The organism is Exiguobacterium sp. SH5S4 (assembly GCF_004337045.1).
Lineage (GTDB): Bacteria > Bacillota > Bacilli > Exiguobacteriales > Exiguobacteriaceae > Exiguobacterium > Exiguobacterium aurantiacum_A.
This window is the reverse complement of sequence record NZ_SJUQ01000021.1, coordinates 19413-42641: the sequence shown is the minus strand read 5'-3', so window position 1 is coordinate 42641 and position 23229 is coordinate 19413. Positions and strand designations below refer to the sequence as shown.

Below are 23229 nucleotides of genomic sequence, written 5' to 3'. Positions count from 1 at the left end.
AAGGTTACAGGGAGCAGTTCAGCGTCCCCGTAACCTTTTGTTTATGCCGTCGTCATTTCGTGCGCATGGAGTTTATCTTCTTTTCTCCGAAAGTAAAGTGCGATCGAAAGGGAAATCAAAATCAAGATGAAATAGATGGTCCGCTGCCAAAACGTCGCCTCCGTGTCCCCCTGGAATAAGGCGATGATATAGTCACTCCCACTCACGAAGAACAGTCCCGCGAGCAAAAGAAAGATGCGATACCCGGCTCGACTCCGTTCTTGCTTTACTTTGAAGAAAAGGACACCGTAATAACCGATTGCCAGAATCGTGATATATCCGATTATGCCAACAATCCAACTCATTCTGATGCCTCCTTATCCTCTGATATTTACGTCGCTTCTCCGTTATCGTAACACAATCTTCGAATCAGACTATGTTAAGATGAGTTAAAGAAAACGTGGAAGGGATCGATATGATGAAAACGTTCCGTCTGGTCCAAGTCCGCCTCGTCCAAGACGAGTACGGCAACGAGTTGAACCTCCCGATCGAGCTGCTCGACGGGTTGATCATCTCGAAAGAACATGATAATGAATGGCTCCTCGAAATGCTCGTCCCGACCGAATTTGCCGTCATGCTCCACCACTATTTGAACAAGCGGATCCTTCTTTTAGCAGAGGCGGTCATCACCTCGGCCAATAACCGTCCCGCGGCCATCGCGATGACGTTCACGAGCGAGCGTTCGCTGTCGAACCATCACACGTTCGTCGCCGAAGGGTTGATGCTCCTGCCAAAACAAGATCCGACAAAACAAGTTCTCGACTCCTTGATCTCAGAAGGGGTGGCGGACGCCGATCTCAAACCGTCGTTCTTTGAAAAACAAGTCGAGCAGCAACAGTCGTTCAGCCGCTCTGCCTTCACCCAGCTCGTCAAGACAGGATCGTTCGAATAAGCGAACGGTCTTGTTTTTCTTTCCCCGTTTTTGTAAACGGCTCAACCAAAAAAGACGAAGAATTTTCTTCGCCTTTAGATATAGATGAAAAACAAGATGAGCATCATCGTCATCCCGATGACTTTGAGCACGGTGCTACCAAGGAAAGCAAGCACCGTCCCGACGCCGATGCTCCACGCCTCGCGCGTCGTTTTGCCGAGCGTGAGCTCAGCTAAAAACGCAAAGATGAACGGGAAGATGAGTACGCCGACGAGCGGGAAGATGAACGGTCCTGCGATCAAACCGATGGTCGCGCCCCACTTCGTCCGTTCCGAGCCGCCGCGCTTGTCGACCGTCGCCCGTGTGACGATATAGTCGACCGCAAACAAGAAAATCAAGAACAGGATTTGCCAGAGCCAAAACGTCCATGTGAGCGGTTCAAACGAGAACCCGAATCCGTAAATTACATAACCGATGAATAAGAACAGCACGCTCGGGATGACCGGATAGATCAATCCCGCGAACGCGACAACAAATGATGCGATGATGAAAATCCAGAGCAATGTCGTCATGAGTTTCTCCTCACTTCGTGACGATCTCGTTCGTAATATGATCGGCGATGTTCACGGCCTTTACGACGAACTGATCTTCACGATGTTCGATATAGTTCGAGCAGGCGTTGCGCATGGCATGGCGGAACGTGTACGTGTCATCGACCGCCGATAGGGCGGCTTTGATCGCATGCGAATGGCAGACGACGATAATCCGCTTCCCTTGATGCGCCTCGACAAGATGTTCCATCCCTTCAAGCACCCGGGCCCGCATCTCGTCTTCTGACTCAAGACCCGGAACCCGTTCCTGATCGTCCGCTTGAACGGCCTCGTAAATGCCAGGCACCGGTTTGCCTGACGCATGGCCGAACTCACGCTCGATGAACCGTTCGTCTTGAATGATCTCGCCCGGACTGATGCCACACGCCTCTGCGATGTAATGGGCCGTATCGATTGCTCGCGTGAGCGGGCTCGCGACGATCACGTCCCAGTTCTCTTGACTTAAAAAAGCCGCGCTCTCTTCGGCTTGGCGATGTCCAAGCGCGTTGAGCGGGATATCTTCCCGTCCTTGAATGATTTCTTGAAAATTCCAATCTGTCTGACCATGTCGGACTAAACAAAGTTCCGTCACACTCTTCACTCCTTCGTAATCGTTAAATCTTTTCCAATCGTAACATCTTTCTAAAAAAGCGCAACGTCACGTCAAGGCATCATCGATGAAACGATCGATGCGGGCCATGAGCTGTGTTTCTTTAATCGGATTATCGGATTGGAGAAAACTTGCAAGCGAGTGGGTACCGTTCGGGAACGAGATGAGCTGGACGTTCGCCCCGACCTCACTGGCGTGCTCGACGAAATGGAGCGCCTGCCCGAACGGGACAATCGGATCTTTTTTACCGTGCAAGATGAGAATCGGCGGCGCGTCGTCATACAAATGTGTGACCGGTGAACATTTTACCATCAATTCGCGCCACGCCTCGCGACTGCCCTCGTAAAACTTTAAGTGCGCGAGCCACGTCTGGATGAACTTGAACAACAGGAAGTTCGTCGGCGGATACAGCGCGATGACCCCTTTCACCGAGGGTACGTCGTCACCGAGTTCACCTGTGAACTGTTTACTCCGGTCGAGCGCCGTCGCGAGGACGAGCGCCGCACCCGCCGAGTCGCCCCAGCCGATCAATTGATCGATGTCGAGGTTGAGGAGCCCGTCATGTTGTTTCAAATAACAGAGCGCGTCGGACACGTCGATGATGTTATCCGGGAAATAGACCCCGTCCTCGAACAGTCGATAGTCGACGCTGACGATGGCGAACCCTTTTGCCAAGAAATGATCGAGGAGCGGATGGAACAACGTCACCATGCCTCGGCCGCCGCGGACGAACGCGCCACCGTGCGCGTAGACGGCGACAGGGAACGGTCCAGCGCCCGGCGGGTAGTACACATCGAATTGGAGCGGTTGGTCGTTAATGATCTTATACGTATGGGTCCGTCGTTTGCGTATAGACGGGCGAACCGGCATCTCCGGTTCTTGCCATCTAACGAGCGAACCGTATTGATTCCAAACGCTTGCCCCGGCCGCGGTCGCCGCCGCTAACGCAGCGCCCCCAACAAACCAAGCGGTCTCCTTTCTCATACACATCTACTCCTCGCTCTTTTTTTAATCATATTCCCTTTTTCTTTAAAAACCATCCATCGGAAGTCGGACTTGACGTGTTCTTGACTGACCCCTATAATATTAAACGCAGTTACAGAACGTAACCGTTACGGTTTAATAGTTGATAAATGGTTGATATAAGATGAGAGGCGGAATAATACATGAACAAGAAATTTTTGAGCGTCGCCGCGGCCGGGACACTTTTACTCGGCGGTTGTGCCAACAACGAAGAGAGCAATGCTACAAATGCTACAGACGAATCGAGCGATCAGTTGACGGTATACGCGTCGACATTTGCTTTAAAATCGATTGCTGAAGAAATCGGGGGCGACCGTGTGAGCGTCGAGATGGTGATCCCGCCAGGCGCTGATCCACATACGTACGAGCCGACGTCAAAACAGATGACACAGATTGCAGAGGCTGATTTATTTCTCACAATCGGTCATGACTTTGAACCATACGTAGCTTCTATGGAGAAGAGTCTTGCAAGTGAAGACGTCACGTTCGTGAAGACAGCGGAAGATGTCACACTCCTCTCGGCTGACGAAACGGTTCATGTACATGGTGAAGACGAGCACGCCCACGAAGAAGACGAGCATGCCCACGAAGAAGACGAGCATGCTCACGAGGAAGATGGACATGGACATGGAGAAGATGAACATACGGAAGAAGAAGCAGGCCACAGCGAGGACGACGGTCACGATCACGGCCAATACGACCCGCACGTCTGGCTCGATCCGATGAACGCCGTCTCGATGGCAGAAGCGGTTGAGGCGTCGTTCGCCGAGCAAGCGCCTGACTATAAAGACGAATTCGCGGATCGGTTGAGCGCATTCAAAGACGAAGCCGACGCGCTAGATGCCGAGCTGCAAGCAGCCGTCGACGGAGGTTCGAAGTCAGAGCTCCTCGTGACGCATGCAGCTTATGGCTACTTGGCGGAACGATACGGTTTCGAACAACTTCCGATCGCCGGTCTCACGCCGTCTGAAGAACCGTCACAGCAAGCGTTGAAGCGTGTCATCGAAGAGGCAAAGCTTCATGACTTGAAATACATCGCGTTCGAGGATACGGTGACACCAAAAGTGGCCGAAGTCGTCAAAAATGAAATCGGCGCTGAAGCGGTGACGATTTACAACCTTGAATCGGTCACGAAAGAACAGATGGACCAAAGCTATTTCGACTTGATGCGCGAGAACGTCAAAGCGCTTGAAATCGCATTGAAATGAGACAACGCTCGATGCATCCGCATCGAGCGTTTTTTATACTTCTGATTGTCGGTCGATTTGTCTCAACCTTATCCAAACGATACTAGTTACGAAAATCGGAACAGCGGTCATCGTCGCTTGCAACAAAGTGTCTGAGATTACGTTTGTCGGATGTAAATACTCAACGAGAAGCACACAAGCTCCAATCAACAAAGTTCCGACTCCAAACAGTTTAAGGAGAGATGCTCGTGGATGACGAGTCTCCATGAATAGAGCGCTATTAATTACGGCGAAACACAAATTAATATAAAACAAAGCGTAGAAAGCGATCGAAGCCGGACTATTATACGAAGCCCCAGTCAAAAGTACATATCCCCAAAACAGTAAAAATAGTAGCACCGTGACTAGATTGACACGTCCGATTCGTTTGAGACCCGCTCGATAGGCAAACACCGGACTAAGTATGCAAAAAACGAGTGCCGCACTTGCAAAAAAAACATTCACCAACATACACCGCCTAGTTTTTTCAATATTATACCATTCGGATGGTGTCATTCATAATAAATCAACACGAGCTCATCCCGCAAGCTCGCCTCGTCACAGAAGCGCTTCAACAGCGTCCACTTGAGCCAAATATCATCGAGACTGTCGCGATTCACTAGCGCCATCTCTCCGACATCTTCTTTTTCGAAGGCGTTCATTGCGTCTTTGACGATGTGAAGCAGCTGCGGCGTCAAAATCCCGACGACGACCGCTTGCTTCTCATTGACGACCAACTCTTCCCCGATGACGGCCATCTCCAAGTTATACGTGTCATTCCCGTCGATGTACACCTCGATTTGACCGAGTATTTGTTGAAATCGTTCAATATTTGGGAGCGTCAACGTCTCGTACGTGTCACGGTGTTGCTCGTGCACGTGAAGCAACCAGTCTAGAATCATCTCCGGGTCTTGACCGAACGAGACCCATACTTCTGGGGAAATGCGTATATAATGTGTCGTCTCCATGATTGAACGCCCCCCTTTTCTTCAGTTTACCCTTCTTTCAGACGCAAAAAAACCGCCTACGTATATTCGTAGACGGTTTGTTGCTTATGAACGGAACGTACCCGTTTTGACTTCTTTTTCCTCGGTCTCCCAAGCTTCCAAATATTCACGACCAGGCAGGTCTTCAATCGAGTCGGCATAAAACACCGGATCGTCTCCTTGACGGCGTTGCTCCAAATAATCGTCGAGCACGAGCCGCGCGACTTTCGCGAGACGGAAAATCGCATACAAGTTGACGAGCGCCATGAGTCCCATGAACACGTCGGCGATCGACCAGACGAGTCCGGCCGAACGGACAGCTCCGAAGAGGACCATCCCGACGACACCGATGCGGTAGAGCGTGACATAAATCTTTTTATTCGAGATGAACTGGATGTTCGTCTCACCGTAGTAGTAGTTTCCTAGAATCGAGCTGAACGCGAACAAGAAGATCGCGATCGTCAGGAACGATGTCGCCATCGGACCGACCTCAGCCGCGAGCGCTGCTTGTGTCAATTCGACACCTGCGAACGATTCCGACCCGGCCACACCTGACAACAAGATGATCATCGCTGTCGACGTACAGATAAGAAGCGTGTCGACGAAGACACTGAACGATTGAATCAAACCTTGTTTGACCGGATGCGATACTTCAGCAGTCGCTGCCGCGTTCGGAGCCGACCCCATACCCGCTTCGTTCGAGAACAGACCGCGACGGATCCCTTGAAGGACCATCGCCCCGATCGCTCCGCCGAACAATTGCTCGAGACCGAGCACACCTTCAGAGAAGATGAGACTGAACACGCTCGGCAATAGCGAAGCATTTGAAACCATGATCCATAGAGCGAGCAAGATGTAACCGCCGGCCATGATTGGAACGATGATACTTGATAACACCGCGATCGACTGGATTCCGCCGAAGATGACAATTCCTGTGATGGCAGCCAACACGAGACCGACCGTTGTCGGACTGACCCCGAACTGGTTGCTCATCGAAAGCGAAATCGTGTTCGATTGAACCGAGTTGAAGGCGAAACCGAACGAGAACGTGATGAGGATGGCGAACAAGATGCCGAGCCAGCGTTGTCCGAGGGCGCGTTCCATGTAGTAGGCCGGTCCCCCGCGCCACGAGCGTCCGTCACGTATTTTATACACTTGAGCGAGCGTGCTCTCGACGAACGCCGAGGCGGACCCGACTAAAGCGATGATCCACATCCAGAAGACAGCTCCCGGACCACCGAGTGCGATCGCTGTCGCGACACCGGCGATGTTCCCTGTTCCGACGCGGGCTGCCGTCCCGATGGCGAACGCTTGGAACGAAGACACTTGTCCTTTTTCACGTTTCATGCCTTCTTTGAACAAGAGGCGGAACATTTCAGGAAGCATGCGGAACTGAACGAACCCCATGCGAATCGTGAAGTAAAGGCCTAACGCGACAAGAACGACGATGAGCACCGACGACCAGAGCAGGTCGTTCGCTTGCCCAACAAATTTTTCGATTATATTCTCCATCTTCAATCCTCCAAATGTATGTTTAATCATAAGTAAAAGTTATGTCAACTTTCTTAACATGATTAGAATTATAGGAAAAGTGTGCGCAGAATGCAATCTTTTTCAGCAATTTTCAATTTTCCCCTCCAAACAATAGAAAGAGCGACCGGCACATGGCCGGTCGCTCTGACTGCTTGATTCACTTAGATGAACAGGTTCAAGTTGCCGCCTTCAGCTGCCCCGAGGTATGCTGCCACACCGCCGAGGTTGATGCCGTCGATCAACTCTTCTTCCTTGATTCCCATGACGTCCATCGACATCGTACAAGCGACCATCTTGACGCCTGCTTCTTGTGCCGATTTAATCATTTGGTCAAGTGATGGCACGTTTTTATCGCTCATCACTTTCTTCATCATCTTCTGGCCAACCCCACCGAAGTTCATGTTCGAGAGCGGAAGTTCTCCAGCATGTGAAGGCATCATCATGCCGAACATCTTCTCGAGACCTTGCTTCTTCACGTCAGGTGCGTCTGGTTTACGAATGACGTTCAATCCCCAGAATGTGAAGAACATCGTCACTTCTTTCCCCATTGCCGCCGCGCCTTGAGCGATGATGAACGAGGCGAGGGCACGGTCGAGATCTCCGCTGAAGACGACCATCGAAGCGCCGTCGCCGGCTGGTGCTCCTGCTTGAGCAACCGCAGGGCCGTTGCCTTTTTGAAGGATCGCTTCGACGCGACCGTTCACGAACTGTTTCGAGACGAGTTTATTGCCCGTCTTTTTCGCCCATGCTTCGATATCTGCGAAGAAACCAGGATCGCTTGCGAGGACGCGGAGCGTCTCGCCTTCGCCGAGCTCTGCCACTTTTTTATTTACTTCTAAGATCGGGCCCGGGCATTGAAGACCACACGTATCAAGGAAAATCGGTTCTCCGACTGGTTCATTCGTCATTGCGGGTGGTGCCTCCTTCGTTGCTGTCGCAGCAGTCTCATCTGCCGTTTTAACTGTCTCAAGCGCGTCAAAATCACGTCGTACTTGTGACCACGTCTTGTAGCCACCGCTCAAGTTTTTCACTTTAAAGCCGTTTTGGCGCAAGATGCGTGAAGCCAGGTAGCCACGAAGGCCGACTTGACACGTCACGTAGATCGTCTCGTCTTTACTATAGTTGTCCAAGTTGTCACGGAGCGAGTTGAGCGGGATGTTGATCGACCCAGGAATTTTCCCGAGCTCATGCTCAGACTCGTCACGGACGTCAAGGAGTGTCGCACCGTTCTCGACCAATGCGTCAATCTCGTCCCAATGCACGACTTCGTTGTCACCGAGGATGACGTTCGAAGCGACGTAACCGATCATGTTGACCGGATCTTTCGCCGAGCTGAACGGCGGTGCGTAGCTAAGTTCAAGGTCTGGCAGATCGAGGACCGTCAAACCACCTTTGATTGCTGTCGCGATGACGTCGATTCGTTTATCGACACCGTTCATCCCGACACCTTGAGCACCATAGATTTCACCCGTCGTCGGATGGAACAACAGTTTGAGTGAAACTGGCGTCGATCCTGGGTAATAGCCTGCGTGTGAACCTGGGTGCACGTGGACGGCTTCAAACTCTTTACCGGCCGCTCTCAAACGTTTCTCGTTCCATCCTGTCGAAGCGACAGTCATGTCGAACACTTTTGCAATCCCGGTACCCATCGTCCCGTTGTACTTCACGTCGCGGCCGTTGATGATGTCGGCAACGAGGCGTCCTTGACGGTTGGCTGGCCATGCAAGCGGAACGACCGTTGGCTCTTTGAAGATATAGTCGAGTACTTCGACCGCGTCCCCGATTGCATAGATGCTCGGGTCCGACGTGAGCATCTTCTCGTTGACACGAATTGCGCCACGTGTACCCGTCTCAAGACCGGCTTCTCGGGCGATCGTCGATTCCGGAATGACTCCGATCGACATGATCACCATATCCGTTTCAATGACACGGCCGCTCGTCAAATGAATCTTCTTCCCTTGATCAGAGAACGACGATACGCCGTCTGACAATTGGAGATCGACGCCGTGGAGACGCATATGTTCATGGATTGGTGCGACCATCTCACGATCGAGCGGTGTCATGACTTGATCCGCCATTTCGACGAGCGTCACGTCCACGCCGCGTTCGCGTAAGTTTTCAGCCATCTCGATCCCGATGAAGCCGCCTCCGATGACCGTCGCGTGTTTCGGTGCTTTATCATCGACGTAGCTGCGGATTTTATCTGTATCCGGAATATTACGGAGCGTGAAGATATCTTCCGCTTCCTCGATTCCAGGAATGTTCGGACGAATCGGTTTCGCTCCAGGCGACAAGATGAGTACGTCGTATGACTCATCGTACGTTTCACCCGTCTGGACGTGTTTCACCGTCACCGTCTTCTCAGCGCGGTTGATTTTTGTCACTTCCGTCAAGTTGCGGATATCGAGTTGGAACCGTTGATGCATGCCCTCAACTGTTTGGACAAGCAATTTTTGACGGTCTTGAATCACGTCACCGATGTAATATGGAAGACCACAGTTTGCGAATGAGATATATTCGCCACGGTCGAACATGACGATTTGATTTTCTTCATTTAAACGACGGAGACGTGCGGCTGCCGAAGCACCACCTGCTACCCCACCGACAATTACGATTTTTTTACTCATTGTTCATTTCCTCCTTGGACGACTTCACCAGGCCAGCTCATCAAGCCGTCTTCTATATTGACCACTTTATAACCTTTTGCTTCCATTTGCCAAGTAGCTTGCGTGCTACGAGCGCCCGAACGACAGAGCACGATGTACTCTTGGTCTGTGTCGAGCGTATCAATCCACTCCGTTATTTCAGAGAGCGGGTAATTCGCCGCCCCCGCGATGTGTGCTTCTTGAAACTCGTCGCGTTCACGCACGTCGACGATGTTTACAGGGACTTCAAAGTCCATTTGACGTTTTAAAGCCGATGCTTTCATCTTTGTTTCCCCATCCTTTTTATCAATAGTTCCTTCACGTATTCATGATCAGCTTGGTAGCGGGCGTCCGATAAACTTTGTGATTTATTGAACAATTCGCTTCCACGTCATTAATATACCCCCTATGGTATGTGATTGCAAGGGAAATGTTTGACGAATCGGCAAACAATCGATTTTTTCGGCTAAAACGTTGTTGCTCGACACATACTCCCCCACGTATTAAGATGAGACTACACAATACTAGTTGGGCTACTGAACGATTCGAATATAGAGGTGAAACTTATGGAACAGTATCAATACGACACGAAAGTGTTGAACCGCATGAAACGGGTCGAAGGCCAGATCCGGGCCATCATCCGCATGATGGAAGAAGGCAAAGAGTGTCGCGACGTCGTGACACAACTGAGTGCGGCTCGATCGGCACTCGACCGCGCCTCGACGATCATCGTCGCCAAGAACTTGGAGCAGTGCATTATCACGGCGCAACAAGATGGCGAAGATACGTCGGAAACGGTGGAAGAAGCCATCAAAATGTTGATGAAACGCTAGTTCCCCTTGCTTTCCCCTCTCAAATGGGGGAAAGTTAGAGTAACGACTTTTAAGGGGGATTTCTTTGTGAACTTCGAAGAAAAAGTAGAATCATTCAAAGCGCTCGTCGCAGAACGCAACATGACGTTCAAAGAGAGCGAGACCGAAACACACGTCACGTTTTTAACGCGTGAAACGACTAAATCTGGGGCCCAGCCCGTTATGATTATCGCCTTCAACAAAAAGACGACTGACGCCGAGCTATATGCCGCGACAGTGACGCACGTTCCGGACTACGTCGAAGACCTACCGATCCTCAACGCACTGAACGAGTTCAACCAAGAGTTCAAGTACTTCCGTTGCGTGCTCGACAGCGACCGTGACGTCACGCTCGCTTCAACACTCGACCTCGACCTCGGCTTCTCACCAGAGATCATCCTGCAACATTCGTTCATGATGTTCCAAGCAGCCGACGAAGTGAACGAGTACATGCAAAAACTGTACACGCAAGTTCAATAATTTTGAGCCACAAGACAAAAAAAGACGATCACCCCAATATGAATGGGATGATCGTCTTTTTTTGTTCAATCATGCGCTGTCTCTCGTAGCTAAGTCACGAGGAGAAGTCGCTTTATACCACTGATAACAGAGAATGATGATTAATAGAAGGTCGACCAAATCTCCGCCGTAATACATCCACATCGCCCCAGCCTCTGCTTCCTCTCTTGGCACCCCATTTGGCGGACTCGCATAAATCATTTTTGCCAATATCTTATGTCCTGCCAACGCTGCAATCAATACAAGCGATCGATATACGTAGCTGTATCGGTGTGGCGTGACGTCCACATAAATCAATGAGATTGTAAACAAATATCCTGCTAAAAACACATGTAGATGAATCACCATATATAAAAGAATCGATTGATGCATCAAGGAATACAAATCCGTCATATAGAGCAGATAAAGTCCTCCGATGTTAAGAACGGAAGCCGTGGCCGGATTCGTGAAGAATTGAAGTGGCCGACTTTTTAATACGCGTGTCACTCTTCTCGCGGCACGTACATTGAGCGTCCGTAACAGTAACGTCATCGGGGCGGACAAGGCGAGACACAGCGGCGCCAACATACCGAGCAATAGATGACCAATCATATGTCCGACAAAATTGGTATGTGCAAACGTAGCCAACGGTCCAACCAAAACAAGTCCTACACAAACAATACCGACCCACCATAAGCCGTAGCGATATAGCGGCCACGGTTTATATGTCCGACTCGTGAAAATTCCGGCAAACGAATAAGCAAAGAGAGCCATCAGCAACAAAATCGTGACCGCTGCCTCATAACCGCCACTTGCCGTCTGGACATGGGAGTGCATCCTCGTTTAGCCTCCTTCTCTCACGAGTATCTTCCGCTTCTGTGTTTGGTGAAAGAGCACTAAACCACCTATGAGGATGACGAGGGCCGTCGCATTCCACACGAGGTCATATGGAAAAATCTCGACGCCGTAACGAATTTGATGAATTCTCAACAGTTTATGATGAACGATCCCATCGTAGAGTTGAAAAAAACCAACGCCGATCAAGACGCCGCTAATCCATCGCTTCATCCAAAACGATTTTCTTCGACGTAGGTCCGCCAGTAGGAACAAGGAAGCTACGGTCGCAAACCAACTGAACGCATGAAACAGACCGTCTGAGAATAAGCCGACCGCGGGCGTCGATTTATCGTAGAAATGATGCCAAGCCAACAATTGATGAAATACCGTCTCATCTATAAATGCAATCAGGCCCAATCCGAACAGAAATCCCGAACCAAGGTTACGGAACGCGTATGCATACGGACTACCTTCCATGTTTCGGCACCTCCAAATTAATAACAAAGTTTTCGGACATATTTCGATTCCCTTTTGTTTACTTATGAAACGTTTAGTTCGTTTTTTCGTATGAATGAAAGAAGGAGGGATTTTGATGTTAACTCGTTACACCCGTTACCTCGATTCGTTCGAAGCCATCAAAACGGCGACGAAGTGGGCACTCACTGACGACTTCCGCCGTTTGATGGCCGTCAACTACGCCATCCATGACACCCCGTTCGACCCAAATCGGTTTGAACAGGCGCAGGCGGCCGTCAAACAGAAAACCGGCTTGTTCTCCAAATTTCGCGGTAGCAACAACCTCGTCTGGTTATCGTTTCTCGACGCCAAGTATGAAGACGTCGGCCCCGCGATTGACGAAGCACTTCGTCTCGACACGCTGCTCGACCGAAAACATTTCCGTTTCAGCGCGCTGCGGCCGTTCCTCGCGAGCCAGTTGATCAACGTCGACGAACCGGAACGCAAGCTCGATGAGGCAAGCGCCCTCTATCAAGCATTTAAACGCCAGCATCCGTGGCTCACGAGTGAAGAGGATCTGCTGTCGGCGCTCGTCCTCGTGCAAGCGTTCGACGATCACACTGAACTGAACGAGCGCATCGAATCGTATTACGAGGCGCTGAAAGTCCAGTTACCACGCTCGAACGAACTGCAGCTCGTGTCGCATTTACTCACGTTCAGCAAATTGGACCGAGACGACGCCGTCGCTCGCTTCTTAGACTGGCGCACCCGCCTGCAAAACCAACAGCTTACCGTCAAGAGCGAGCAGCTGCCATCGCTCGCCTTGCTCTCAATCGTCTCGGCACCGAACGACCAGGACGAACAAGCGATTCTCGACATCACGAACGCTGAAAAAGAGCAGCAACGCTGGTTCAACACGCACGGACTCAACGTCGCCATCCAACTCGTCGCCGCTGAACATATTACCGAAGATGCGAGCGACTTGCTGCTCAACGGGACGTTCGCCCATTTGCTGGCGATGCAACAAGCGGCCTCGGCGGCAGCGACTGTCGCCATCATCGCGAGCACCTCGTCAAGCGACTAAAAAAGAAGGGTTGCCCCTTCTACGTGTAAAGATATGCGCTCAAACAAATTAAAACGAACACCGAGTTCACGATCTCAAAGATCCCGATTTTCATGACCGGGATCTTTTTGCCGTAGAAAACGATCGCCCGGACGAGGCTCGGCGCGTATGCGAGCGCGAGCAGCGGATAGCCGAACGCGATGAACGCTGCGACGAGCATGAGGTGATACCCCCACGAGATGTTCCGGTACAACGCGCTCTTCTTCTCCCGAATCATCGTCTTGACGTAAAAGATACTGCCGAGGAAATACAAGTATGGCAAGATGAACAGCCAGACGATCGTCGTGCCCAACGTCTGCGCACCCAAGTAATAGCTCGCCATCCCACCGATACAAAATGACGTGACGGCACTGACGTCGTTCCAGACGTTGCGCTCGTCTTTGATTTTGGCGAAATAGGCGTTGACGAGACCGAACGGGATCATCGCGAGGACGAACCAGACGAGACGCCACTCGGTGATGAACACCGGAATGGCAGCGACTGTCGCAATCACGAGATACGTCACGACCGTCCGCAACAATTCATTCGACTTCTTCCGTTGCTTCACGTATTGGAACAAGAAAAACGTGCCCATGTAGACGAACAACCAAGCGATGGCGAACGGTAAGTGCGCGAGTGTCCATCCTCCGACGATGCCGCCGAGTAAGAACGGTAAAATAAGCATCGACCAGGCGCCGTGCTGTTTTGGAATCATCCATTTCATGTGACTCACTCCTTCTATAATCAGTTTAGAAGAACGGCGTGGGGAAAACTGTGACAAATTTTACAAAACAAAAAACGATCTCAGGCGAGATCGTTTTTTGGTGTTAGTTTGGTCACACTTGGTATGGCTACTTCGACAGCGTCTTCCGTCAACATCTTCGTGACGACACGACCCGCGATTGAGACCGCGATGAGCGTGTAGAGCGCGTTCGAGAGCGGCAAGTAGATGAGCGAGATCGCAAGAACAACCACATCGAAGGCGATGAGAATCGTTCCGACCGATACGCCGGACCACTTTGACAGACCGAGTGCGAATAAATCGTCGCCTCCGGTCGCTCCACCTGACTTCAAGACGAGACCGAGACCGTAGCCGGTCACAATCCCACTCGCAATCGCAGCAAACAGTGTCGCCGGCCAGACCTGGATGTCAAACGTCAACAGGTCGAGTCGATCCCACATCGCATAGCTGAGCGAAAGTGACGCCGCGGCAAGCACGGCTTGTCCGACGAAGCGCCAGCCTTTCCACCAAAGAGCGATTAAAAAGAAGGGGATGTCGAGTACGATCATCGAGATCGCCGGATCGATATCAAATAAATAGCGGCCGAGTAATGCTAACCCGACAAAGCCCCCTTCTGCCAAACCAAACTGTTCATTCAAATAATAATAACCGAACGCCATGATCAGCGTTCCGAGCACTATGGTAGCAACTCGTTTCATTCCGATTGTCCTCCCCGTTTTCAACGGAGAGGAGGATCCTCAGTCGTAGCCGCGGTTCCATCTGTTCCATCTCCGATCTTCCGTTTGTTGATTTTTTACATCGATGTTCGTCTGTAAAAACTCAACGCTAGAAGTCCGGCAATTGAAACAGAGGCCATGTCCTCTCGGTGTCCATAAAGACCTTCCTTTCCCAAATTGCGCGTAATCATGAGACTATTTTAACATACTCCCGCGACTATTTCATTAGATGTACATTTAGTGTAGATTACGTTTCGGTAAATCTTTCTTCCCGAACCACCACCAGTTCCAGTCACCGAACAGTTTCATGAGTGACGGGACGAGCAACATCCGGATGATCGTCGCATCGATGAAGATGGCGAGCGCGATACCGACCCCGAGCTGTTTGATCGGGCTGACACCGGTGAAGGCGAACGCACCCGTGACGACGATCATGATGATCGCGGCCGACGTGATGATCTTACTCGTCTTCGCGAGCCCCATCTCAGTCGCGTAGTCGTTATCCCCGGTCTCGCGATAATACTCCTCGATCCGGGAGACGAGGAACACCTCGTAGTCCATCGATAGGCCGAATACGAGTGAGAAGATGAACACCGGCGTCAAAATACTGATCGTCTCGGCATCGTACACGTAACCCGACTCAAAGATGATGACCAATAACCCAAACGTCGCCCCGAGTCCGAGCACGTTCATGATGATCGCCTTGATCGGAATCAAGATCGATCGGAACGCCCACATGAGGATGACCATCGTCGCTAAAATCACGGTCACGACCGCATAGGGGATGCTGTCGTAGATCTCTTCATAAATCTCTTCGTTGAAGGCGGCCGGTCCGCCGACGTCGAAGCCTTGGTCGCGCCAATCGCGGACAAACGCCTGCGCCGCTTTATCACTCGGGGGCACGTCGAAGCTAACGTTGACGAGCGCGAGGTCGGTATTCCCTTCGAGCGTGACGAGACGTTCAAACGCCTCGAGCTGTTCCGGGGCGACTTGAACGAGCTGCTGGAATTCCGCAGCTGTTAAGTTTGATGCGGTCAAGAACGTTGTGACGTTGTCGACGATCGGGTCTTCATTCAACTCGTCTGTGAGTGTTGTCAACTCGTCAAGAATCATCGAGTCGGTCAAATCATTCGTCTCAAACAACAGCACCGCATCGGTCGACGTCTCGCCGAACACATCGTCCCACCGCTCGAGGGCGGCCCGTGATTCGTACGACGTCGGGAGCGCGTCGGCGTTCGGGATGTTCAGTTCTAAATCGCGGACGAACCAAAGGCTCGGCAACAAGAGCAACAACGCGACGAGCGTCATCACGACCGGACGCTTCATGACGAACCGGGCCAACTTTTGCCAGCGTACTTCAGAGCGCGTCTCGTTCGTTCTGATGAGACGTCCTTTATTGATGGCATCGCCGACGATATAGAGCGCCGACGGCAAGAGCGTGAGCGCCGACAAGACGGCGCCCGCGACCGCAATCAAGGCGCCGAGCGCGATCGCTTGAAACACATCGACTTGAATGAACAACAGTCCGGCGAGCCCGACGAAGACGCACAGTCCTGAGAACAGGATCGAGCGTCCTGCCGTCGCGACCGTCCGGACGATGGCCGCTTCCCGTGACAGTCCTTTGGCGAGTTCTTCACGGTAGCGGTTGACGAGCAAGAGCGAGAAGTCGATCCCGAGCGCAATCGCGATCATCGCGACGGCGTTCAATACGAAAATCGACAGCTCCATCGTCTGCGTGAAGAAGAAGAGCGAGCCCGCCGCGACGATGAACGTGATCAGTCCAACGAATAAGGGCATGAAAGCGGCGAGCGGTGTCCCGAAGACGAGCAAGAGGACGACGAGCGCGACCGGGATCCCGATCAATTCGGCCCGGATTAAGTCATTTTTCGATGCCTCGTTCAAATCTTGGGCAAAGACTGGCTCCCCGGTCAACCGGACTTCTGTATCCGTATCTCGAATCAATTCATTACGGACATCGGCGATCGCCGCCTCGGCCGCCTCCTGGTCCTCGAACTCGAGCACGAAGTACGCGGCGTCACCCGAGCGTGCGTCCGGGTTCTCTTCTGGCGTGATGACGCCGTCGACACCTGAAACAGATTCGAGTCGTGTTTTTTGTTCGGCCATGACCGTCTCTAAGTCACCGCCTTCAAGCAAGACGATCATCGACGCGCCGGCCCGGTCGAACCGATCGTTCAACGTGTCCTCTACTTGCGCGAAGCGGCCGTCTTGAACCGCAAATCCGTTTCCTCGCAATTCCCCAGGCAACTGCAATCCGAAGTAAATCGAGACCGCTAATAACACGGTCCACACGGCGACCACCCAAAAGCGCCACCGAACCAAATTTTTACCTAACCGTTCCATCCACGTCCACCCCTCTCCATCTAAGAAGACTGTTCCCGTTTCGCACGAGTTTCATCAAGTCTTCGCAAAAAAATCCTGAACCGTGAGTTCGGTCCAGGAACGTCAACGCTCGAACACTTGTAGCCAACTATGGCAAAATCGTCGAGGCGTCGATAACACGACGAGGCGGTCTCCCGACTCATCAAGCAACATCACTTTCAATAATTCACTTTCGGCACATACGTCAGAAGCAAACAGTTGACGGTCACGCTTGAACAGCTGGAACGACGTCGTCGACGTAATCGCTGTCGTCGCACCGACCTGGTCGACGATGACCGTATCATAATCGCCGCCGTAAGGAATCGTCCATCGTTCACCCGCTTCGACCTGCTCGACCATGAATTGCTGATTCAATTCATCGTAAAGCGTGACGAGGCCCGGGGCTGTGAACCGCTCAAAATCATAAATCGGATGATATGCTAACTCGATGATGGCGCCAAACTCTGGAGTCTCCTCATAGCGGCTATAGCGGAACGTGTGGTCGGTCATGTTTAGCGCCACGATGTCAGATTCCGCCGAGTAGAGAAATAAATCGTCTCCTCGCCAATGACATAAATTGCTGAACCAATCGTCATGAAACGTTTTTGGGATTGGGTGACACTCCATCATGCCTTGCTTTAAATCAATGACTCCATACGTTTGCATGTCTCGGAATAGCGCGACGGCTTTTTTTCCATGTGGTTCAATATATAGTGCGCACGGTGCCCATTTCCACTCGAGTTCCCATCTGATTTGGAACGTCTCGTCGAAAAAGACAAATCCGGTTTGCGCCAAATACAACATCCATCCTCCACCGACGCGCTCTAACCATTCAACCGTCTGATGAAACTGATAGTCTGCTACTTGTTTGTACATTTGATCACTTCCTAGTTTCAGCTTAGCAACGACCGAACGGTTTTTCGATTTTGAATGTGTTCACACGACACATTCTCATTCGGTCCGTTTTTGCTGTATACTGGCTGTAGCAAACCTGAACTTAGAAAGGAGAAACCACATGCGCCCACTACAATTGTCTCCCGAGACGGCGGTCGAGCTTGCCAAAAAGTTGAACGTACCGCTTGAAGAACTCATGCATATGCCAAAACATATCCTCGTTCGAAAGATGATGGAGCTTGAAGCATCCAAGACCGAGCCGAACGAAGAAAAGGAGACGGAATGACGTCTCCTTTTTTTGTTACCCTTGTTTGTTCTTCCGTTTTTTCGCAACGTACCAGAGTCCAAGGATGGCAAGCGCAGCCCCACCGGCGACAGCGTACTTGCTGTAATCCGGACGGCGTTCTGTCACGACGAGCGTCGATAGCGGCGCGACGATGAGGTGCCGGTCTTCGACGAGTCGTGGCGCCGTCAAGTTGACGGTATGGTCTTCGACATGAACTTCGAACTTTCCAGCTGGCAGCTTCACGTCGACCGGTACTTCGAGTCCGTTATGGTAGACGAGATGACGCTCGACATAACCGTCGACTTGACGATGAAGTTCGTAGGCGATCACTCCTTCTTCTTCGTCAAAGAAACGTAAATGTTTGCGAATCTGTTCGGTGTTCTCGAGACGGAACAACGGATACTGTTTGCGCAAGTTGATCAAGCCTTTCACATATTCGACGCTCGGCGTCTCATGCTCGGCCCGGGTCCAGTCCAACCGGTTGATGACCTCGCCCGATTTGAAACTGTTCTCATTCCCGTCTTTCGTGCGGAAAAACTCTTGACCGCTATGAAGGAGCGGAATACCTTGACTGAGCAGGACGATCGTCGTCGCAAGACGGTGACGGCGGCGGCGCGTCGTCTCGTCGTCGTCAGGACTAGCGGCGGCCAGTTTGTCCCAAAGCGTCAAGTTGTCATGGCATTCGACGTAGTTGACGACTTGGTTCGGCTCGTCGGCGAAGCTTTGACTCGTGACCGCACCGGCGATCCCGCGTTTCACGTCAGCCGTCAGCTCGGCGTTGCCGCTAATCCAGCCCGGCAAGTCTTCGATGAACACGTCACCACGGATTCCGTCCCGGATCGCATCGTTGAACTGGGCGATCCGTGGCATTTTATGGGCGTTGTGTTGGTTCGCTTTTTTGCGAACTGCCAGTGGTGTATCGAGATCCCAGCCTTCTCCGGTGACGAGGATCGATGGGTCGATCCGATCGAGTGCTTTGCGGACTTGGTTCATCGTCTTGACGTCATGCAGCCCCATCAAATCGAAGCGGAAGCCGTCGATCATGAACTCTTTGGCCCAATACGAGACACATTCGACGATCAGTTTGCGCATCATCGCCCGCTCTGACGCCGTATCGTTGCCGCACTCCGAACCGTCGGCGAGCGTCCCGTCCTCGTGCAACCGATAATAGTAGTCCGGCACGAACTGGCCGAGCGGTGTCGTCAAGGCGTCATACGTATGGTTGAACACAACGTCCATGATGACGCGGATCCCGCGGTCATGGAGCGCTTGAATCATCGCCTTCAATTCAAGGATCCGGGCGGCCGGATCATCCGCTGTCGAGGCGTACGAACCTTCGACCGCGAAATAATGGACCGGGTCATAGCCCCAGTTATAGTTTGACTCGCTTTCACGCGACTCGTTGACCGAACCGTAGTCAAAGAACGGCATGAGTTGAAGGTGGGTCACGCCGAGCGCCGTTATGTAGTCGAGCGCTGTCGGGTATCCGTTTTTCGTCTTCGTACCGGCCTCGGTCATCCCGAGGAATTTACCACGGTGCATGACGCCGCTGTCCGGATGGCTCGTCAAATCTCTCACATGCGCCTCATAAATGACTGCTTCTTGCGAAGAGTGGAAGAGCGGACGTTCTTTGACCCAATGGTCTGGGTTGATTGAAGACGGGTCGAGCAGGCAGCCCCGTTTCCCATTGACGCCGACGACTTTCGCATACGGATCGAGTGATTCGATGCGTTTTCCGTCAACGACAGCCTCGAACACGTAAAACTGACCTTCGAATTGCGCCCGGTCAAGTTCGACCATCCATGTCCCTTTTTCAGCCCGTTCGAGCTCGATGCGGTCAAACTTACGCGCCCGCGCCGTACGATAAAGCTTCACTGTCATTTGCTCGGCTACTGGTGACCACACCCGCAGACGGATGAGTTCACTTTTAAACGTCACCCCAAGGTCTTTTCCATGATATGCAACGTGATCCAAGTCTACATTTGTCTGTCTATCGATTGTATGTTCCATCGTTTCACTCCTTCACTGCTTCAAATCTGCTATCATTATAACAAAACCCATACAAAGGATGGATGAAACATGGCAAAAGACAATTCTTTTGATATCGTGTCAGAAATGAACCTCGAAGAAGTGAAAAACGCGATCCAAATCGCCGAAAAAGAAATTTTGAACCGTTATGACTTTAAAGGATCGAAGAGTGAGATGTCACTCGATAGCGGCGACCTCGTCCTCATCTCGGATGACGACTACAAACTTGAGCAGTTAAAAGACGTCATGATCTCGAAGTTGATCAAGCGCGGCGTACCGACGAAAAACCTCGACTACCAAAAAATTGAGCGCGCACTCGGCGGTACCGTCCGTCAACGTGTCAAATTGAAGAGCGGGATCGATAAAGACGATGCTAAGAAGATCAATAACGCCATCAAAGAGTCGAAGTTGAAAGTGAAATCGCAAATTCAAGACGATCAGATTCGCGTGACGGCCAAGTCGCGTGACGACCTGCAAGCGGTCATGCAACTCGTCCGTGAGCTCGAGCTATCGGTCGATGCCCAGTTCACGAACTACCGATGAAACTCGCAATCATCAGTGACCCGCACGGTTCGTTTGATGATTTGGAAACCGTCCTCGAGGCGGTCAGGCGCGAGACCGCGCACATCCTCTGCCTCGGCGACTTGTACGAGTGCCATATCGGCAAAAAACGGCGCAACGAACGGTTTCATGACGTCTCCGACGTTATGACGTTTGACGAGCAGTACGAAGCACTCTTGACGTTCCCGAGCCTGCGCGGCAACCAAGAAGAACGGATTGACGAAGTGCTCATCGTGTCGCACCCTGTCAAGACCCGCATCTCATTATTGCCTGAACAGACGACGCTCGATGAGGCGCTGTTCTTACACGGCCATCAAATCAAGTGGAGCGCTGACTGGGAGCCACTCGTCGAAAAAGGCAAGTACCCGCTCGTCTTTATCGGGCATAGTCATATTCCGGGCATCTATCGGAAAGGCCGCTCGATTCCCTGGGAAATCGGGACACCGTTCAAGTTGAAGAAGAAGCGCTACGTCATCAACGTCGGCGCCGTCATCTTCGACCGGGAATGGTGTCTATATGATACGAAGACGCGAACCGTCACGCGGATGAAGGCGTGACACGACAAAAGGGACCTTTCGCAGGTCCCTTTTGTCGTGCTTACATTTCTTCTGGAGCTTGGACACCGATCAAACGGAGTCCTTCCGTCAAGACGATCGTCACGGCTTTGACGAGCGCGAGACGCGATTGTTTGCCCGCATCTTCTTCAAGCACACGGACGTGGCCGTAATACTTGTTGAACGCTTGCGCCAAATCGAGGACGTAACGGCTGATGATCGACGGCTCACGGCGCTCATGGGCACGCGTGATGACGTGTGGGAACGCGTTGAGCATCGTCACGACGCCCCACGTGTGGTCGTCGTCCGCACCTGCGAACGTTGAACCGTCGTAGTTGCCTTTACGGAGGAGCGAGTTCGCCCGTGCGTTCGTGTACTGCACGTAAGGTCCCGTCTCCCCTTCGAACTTGAGCATGCTATCGAGGTCGAACTCGATGTTGTTGATGCGCTCGTTCTTCAAATCGTGGAAGATGACGGCGCCGACTCCGACCATGCGAGCCACGTTCTCTGCGTTTGGAAGCTCAGGGTTCTTCTGTTCGATGTTCGCTTGCGCTTTCTCGATCGCTTCTTTCAATACTTCTTCAAGCAGGACGATGCGGCCTTTACGTGTCGACATCTTCTTCCCTTCTTGCAAGATCAAGCCGAACGGCACGTGGTGCATGCCGTCGACGAAGTCGTAACCGAGCTTGCGGAGTACCGAGAACAACTGTTTGAAGTGGAGTGCCTGCTCACCACCGACGACGTAGTTCGCTTGGACGAAGTTGTACGTCTCATGACGATAGACGGCCGCAGCCAAGTCGCGTGTCGCGTAAAGCGTCGCGCCGTCTTTCTTTGTGATCAGGCAAGGTGGCAAGTTCTCGTCTTCAAGCGAGACGACCATCGCCCCTTCACTCTCGACGAGCAGGTTCTTCTCTTCGAGCATGGCGACGATTCGGTCCATCTTGTCGTTGTAGAACGCTTCACCGTGTAAGCTGTCAAACTCGACACCGAGGAGATCGTATACTTTTTGGAACTCTTTGAGCGACTCGTCACGGAACCACGTCCACAGTTCGGTCGCTTCAACGTTACCGTCCTCGAGCTTTTTGAACCAAGCACGGCCCTCGTCTTCAAGCTCAGGCTGAGTTTTCACTTCTTCATGGAAGTGAACGTATAGCTTTAAGAGCTCAGCAATCGGATTTGCCCGGACCGCTTCCTCATCGCCCCACTTCTTATAAGCGACCATGAGTTTCCCGAATTGTGTACCCCAGTCGCCGAGGTGGTTGACACCGACGACGTTATAGCCGTTTTTGCGAGCGATCTGGTTGATGGCGTTACCGATGACCGTCGAGCGCAAGTGTCCCATCGAGAACGGTTTGGCGATGTTCGGTGACGAGAAGTCCGTGACAATCGTCTCGTTGCGTGTCGCATGCGTCGCGTAATCCGCTTGCTCGTCGAGAACCGTGTTAATGATTTCCTGCGAGACGACGTCACGGCTCAAGAAGACGTTCACATATGGACCGGCCGCTTCAACTTTTGTGAACAGTTCGTCGTTCAATTCACCAGCGATGTCAGTCGCAATCATGACCGGCGCTTTCCGGTACGCCTTGGCGAGTTGGAAGCATGGGAACGCGAGATCCCCGTGCGCCTCATGTTTTGGTTTTTCAATCAATGCCTCAATCTGGTCGAGCGTGAGTTCGTCACCGATGACACGTGACAGAGCCTCCGCATACTTGCGTTCATAACTCATGTAAATTTCCTCCTTCAAATCTAGTCATAAAAAAAACGCCCTTTGCACAGATGCAAAGAGACGGGTTGGCCCGCGG

Annotated in this window: 24 protein-coding genes and 1 other annotated feature (1 of these 25 cut by a window edge); of the genes, 8 read left to right on the top strand and 16 right to left on the bottom strand. The window is 51.9% G+C overall.

The window, feature by feature from the left end; all coding sequences use genetic code 11:
- Positions 1 to 41: 41 nt before the first annotated feature.
- Positions 42 to 344, bottom strand: coding sequence for a hypothetical protein (locus EVJ32_RS11835; protein ID WP_071398906.1), 303 nt, complete (start codon positions 342 to 344; stop codon positions 42 to 44).
- A 110-nt stretch (positions 345 to 454) separates the two neighbouring features.
- Here EVJ32_RS11835 and EVJ32_RS11830 point away from each other — a divergent pair, with 110 nt between their 5' ends.
- Complete coding sequence (locus tag EVJ32_RS11830) at positions 455 to 931, top strand: YwpF-like family protein (RefSeq protein WP_236639516.1); 477 nt, start codon at positions 455 to 457, stop codon at positions 929 to 931.
- A gap of 74 nt (positions 932 to 1005) precedes the next feature.
- On the opposite strand, the gene EVJ32_RS11825 is transcribed toward EVJ32_RS11830, so the two are convergent.
- The 3 genes from EVJ32_RS11825 to EVJ32_RS11815 all read right to left on the bottom strand — a co-directional run bounded on the left by EVJ32_RS11825 (position 1006) and on the right by EVJ32_RS11815 (position 3094).
- Complete coding sequence (locus EVJ32_RS11825; protein ID WP_131458582.1) at positions 1006 to 1482, bottom strand: DUF456 domain-containing protein; 477 nt, start codon at positions 1480 to 1482, stop codon at positions 1006 to 1008.
- Positions 1483 to 1492: 10 nt separating this feature from the next.
- Entirely contained in the window at positions 1493 to 2092 is a 600-nt protein-coding gene (locus tag EVJ32_RS11820; protein ID WP_131458581.1) for a histidine phosphatase family protein, read from the bottom strand.
- 66 nt (positions 2093 to 2158) lie between these two features.
- Positions 2159 to 3094: an alpha/beta hydrolase gene (locus EVJ32_RS11815; RefSeq protein WP_131458580.1), complete on the bottom strand. Its 936-nt coding sequence runs from the start codon at positions 3092 to 3094 to the stop codon at positions 2159 to 2161.
- A 182-nt stretch (positions 3095 to 3276) separates the two neighbouring features.
- Between EVJ32_RS11815 and EVJ32_RS11810 the strand changes: the two genes are divergently transcribed.
- Positions 3277 to 4341, top strand: coding sequence for a metal ABC transporter solute-binding protein, Zn/Mn family (locus EVJ32_RS11810; protein WP_131458579.1), 1065 nt, complete (start codon positions 3277 to 3279; stop codon positions 4339 to 4341).
- Positions 4342 to 4871: 530 nt separating this feature from the next.
- Here the strand turns inward: EVJ32_RS11810 and EVJ32_RS11805 are convergent.
- The 4 genes from EVJ32_RS11805 to EVJ32_RS11790 all read right to left on the bottom strand — a co-directional run bounded on the left by EVJ32_RS11805 (position 4872) and on the right by EVJ32_RS11790 (position 9807).
- A complete protein-coding gene (locus EVJ32_RS11805; RefSeq protein ID WP_016509688.1) occupies positions 4872 to 5327 on the bottom strand; it encodes a hypothetical protein in 456 nt (151 codons plus the stop codon).
- Positions 5328 to 5411: 84 nt separating this feature from the next.
- Positions 5412 to 6857 (bottom strand): alanine/glycine:cation symporter family protein, encoded by a 1446-nt coding sequence (locus EVJ32_RS11800; RefSeq protein WP_131458578.1) that lies wholly within the window; start codon positions 6855 to 6857, stop codon positions 5412 to 5414.
- A 182-nt stretch (positions 6858 to 7039) separates the two neighbouring features.
- On the bottom strand, positions 7040 to 9505 hold the full coding sequence (locus EVJ32_RS11795; RefSeq protein ID WP_131458577.1) for a CoA-disulfide reductase: 2466 nt from the start codon (positions 9503 to 9505) through the stop codon (positions 7040 to 7042).
- On the bottom strand, positions 9502 to 9807 hold the full coding sequence (locus tag EVJ32_RS11790; protein ID WP_131458576.1) for a rhodanese-like domain-containing protein: 306 nt from the start codon (positions 9805 to 9807) through the stop codon (positions 9502 to 9504). Before EVJ32_RS11790 ends, EVJ32_RS11795 begins: the two co-directional genes overlap by 4 nt.
- A gap of 282 nt (positions 9808 to 10089) precedes the next feature.
- Here EVJ32_RS11790 and EVJ32_RS11785 point away from each other — a divergent pair, with 282 nt between their 5' ends.
- Together EVJ32_RS11785 and EVJ32_RS11780 are read left to right on the top strand one after the other, a co-directional pair.
- Positions 10090 to 10356, top strand: coding sequence for a metal-sensitive transcriptional regulator (locus EVJ32_RS11785; protein ID WP_016509666.1), 267 nt, complete (start codon positions 10090 to 10092; stop codon positions 10354 to 10356).
- A 66-nt stretch (positions 10357 to 10422) separates the two neighbouring features.
- The gene (locus EVJ32_RS11780) at positions 10423 to 10854 is read left to right on the top strand and encodes a type III secretion system chaperone family protein (protein WP_016509669.1); all 432 of its coding nucleotides are present in this window, start codon (positions 10423 to 10425) and stop codon (positions 10852 to 10854) included.
- Between the two features lie 69 nt (positions 10855 to 10923).
- Here EVJ32_RS11780 and EVJ32_RS11775 read toward each other — a convergent pair whose 3' ends face one another.
- Together EVJ32_RS11775 and EVJ32_RS11770 are read right to left on the bottom strand one after the other, a co-directional pair.
- Positions 10924 to 11709 (bottom strand): cytochrome c oxidase assembly protein, encoded by a 786-nt coding sequence (locus EVJ32_RS11775; RefSeq protein ID WP_131458575.1) that lies wholly within the window; start codon positions 11707 to 11709, stop codon positions 10924 to 10926.
- A gap of 6 nt (positions 11710 to 11715) precedes the next feature.
- The gene (locus EVJ32_RS11770) at positions 11716 to 12186 is read right to left on the bottom strand and encodes a DUF2243 domain-containing protein (protein WP_131458574.1); all 471 of its coding nucleotides are present in this window, start codon (positions 12184 to 12186) and stop codon (positions 11716 to 11718) included.
- A gap of 115 nt (positions 12187 to 12301) precedes the next feature.
- Between EVJ32_RS11770 and EVJ32_RS11765 the strand changes: the two genes are divergently transcribed.
- Complete coding sequence (locus EVJ32_RS11765) at positions 12302 to 13249, top strand: DUF4003 family protein (RefSeq protein WP_236639515.1); 948 nt, start codon at positions 12302 to 12304, stop codon at positions 13247 to 13249.
- Positions 13250 to 13268: 19 nt separating this feature from the next.
- Here EVJ32_RS11765 and EVJ32_RS11760 read toward each other — a convergent pair whose 3' ends face one another.
- The 4 genes from EVJ32_RS11760 to EVJ32_RS11745 form a co-directional block, all read right to left on the bottom strand.
- Positions 13269 to 13991, bottom strand: coding sequence for a YwiC-like family protein (locus tag EVJ32_RS11760; RefSeq protein ID WP_131458572.1), 723 nt, complete (start codon positions 13989 to 13991; stop codon positions 13269 to 13271).
- Positions 13992 to 14071: 80 nt separating this feature from the next.
- Positions 14072 to 14707 (bottom strand): YitT family protein, encoded by a 636-nt coding sequence (locus EVJ32_RS11755; protein ID WP_070329202.1) that lies wholly within the window; start codon positions 14705 to 14707, stop codon positions 14072 to 14074.
- Positions 14708 to 14962: 255 nt separating this feature from the next.
- Positions 14963 to 17086 (bottom strand): MMPL family transporter, encoded by a 2124-nt coding sequence (locus EVJ32_RS11750; RefSeq protein WP_131458571.1) that lies wholly within the window; start codon positions 17084 to 17086, stop codon positions 14963 to 14965.
- Positions 17087 to 17188: 102 nt separating this feature from the next.
- On the bottom strand, positions 17189 to 17980 hold the full coding sequence (locus EVJ32_RS11745; protein WP_131458570.1) for a hypothetical protein: 792 nt from the start codon (positions 17978 to 17980) through the stop codon (positions 17189 to 17191).
- Between the two features lie 139 nt (positions 17981 to 18119).
- Between EVJ32_RS11745 and EVJ32_RS11740 the strand changes: the two genes are divergently transcribed.
- Positions 18120 to 18284 (top strand): YycC family protein, encoded by a 165-nt coding sequence (locus EVJ32_RS11740; RefSeq protein ID WP_016509685.1) that lies wholly within the window; start codon positions 18120 to 18122, stop codon positions 18282 to 18284.
- Positions 18285 to 18299: 15 nt separating this feature from the next.
- Here EVJ32_RS11740 and pulA read toward each other — a convergent pair whose 3' ends face one another.
- Positions 18300 to 20294, bottom strand: a complete 1995-nt coding sequence (gene pulA / locus EVJ32_RS11735) for a type I pullulanase (protein ID WP_016509680.1) — start codon at positions 20292 to 20294, stop codon at positions 18300 to 18302.
- 69 nt (positions 20295 to 20363) lie between these two features.
- Here pulA and EVJ32_RS11730 point away from each other — a divergent pair, with 69 nt between their 5' ends.
- Together EVJ32_RS11730 and EVJ32_RS11725 are read left to right on the top strand one after the other, a co-directional pair.
- Positions 20364 to 20855: a YajQ family cyclic di-GMP-binding protein gene (locus EVJ32_RS11730; RefSeq protein WP_131458569.1), complete on the top strand. Its 492-nt coding sequence runs from the start codon at positions 20364 to 20366 to the stop codon at positions 20853 to 20855.
- On the top strand, positions 20852 to 21430 hold the full coding sequence (locus EVJ32_RS11725; protein WP_131458568.1) for a metallophosphoesterase family protein: 579 nt from the start codon (positions 20852 to 20854) through the stop codon (positions 21428 to 21430). The genes EVJ32_RS11730 and EVJ32_RS11725 overlap by 4 nt, the downstream gene beginning before the upstream one ends.
- A 40-nt stretch (positions 21431 to 21470) precedes the next feature.
- On the opposite strand, the gene argS is transcribed toward EVJ32_RS11725, so the two are convergent.
- Positions 21471 to 23153 (bottom strand): arginine--tRNA ligase, encoded by a 1683-nt coding sequence (gene argS / locus EVJ32_RS11720; RefSeq protein WP_131458567.1) that lies wholly within the window; start codon positions 23151 to 23153, stop codon positions 21471 to 21473.
- Between the two features lie 53 nt (positions 23154 to 23206).
- Positions 23207 to 23229 (bottom strand) — a binding site (T-box leader); it runs 189 nt beyond the window's last position.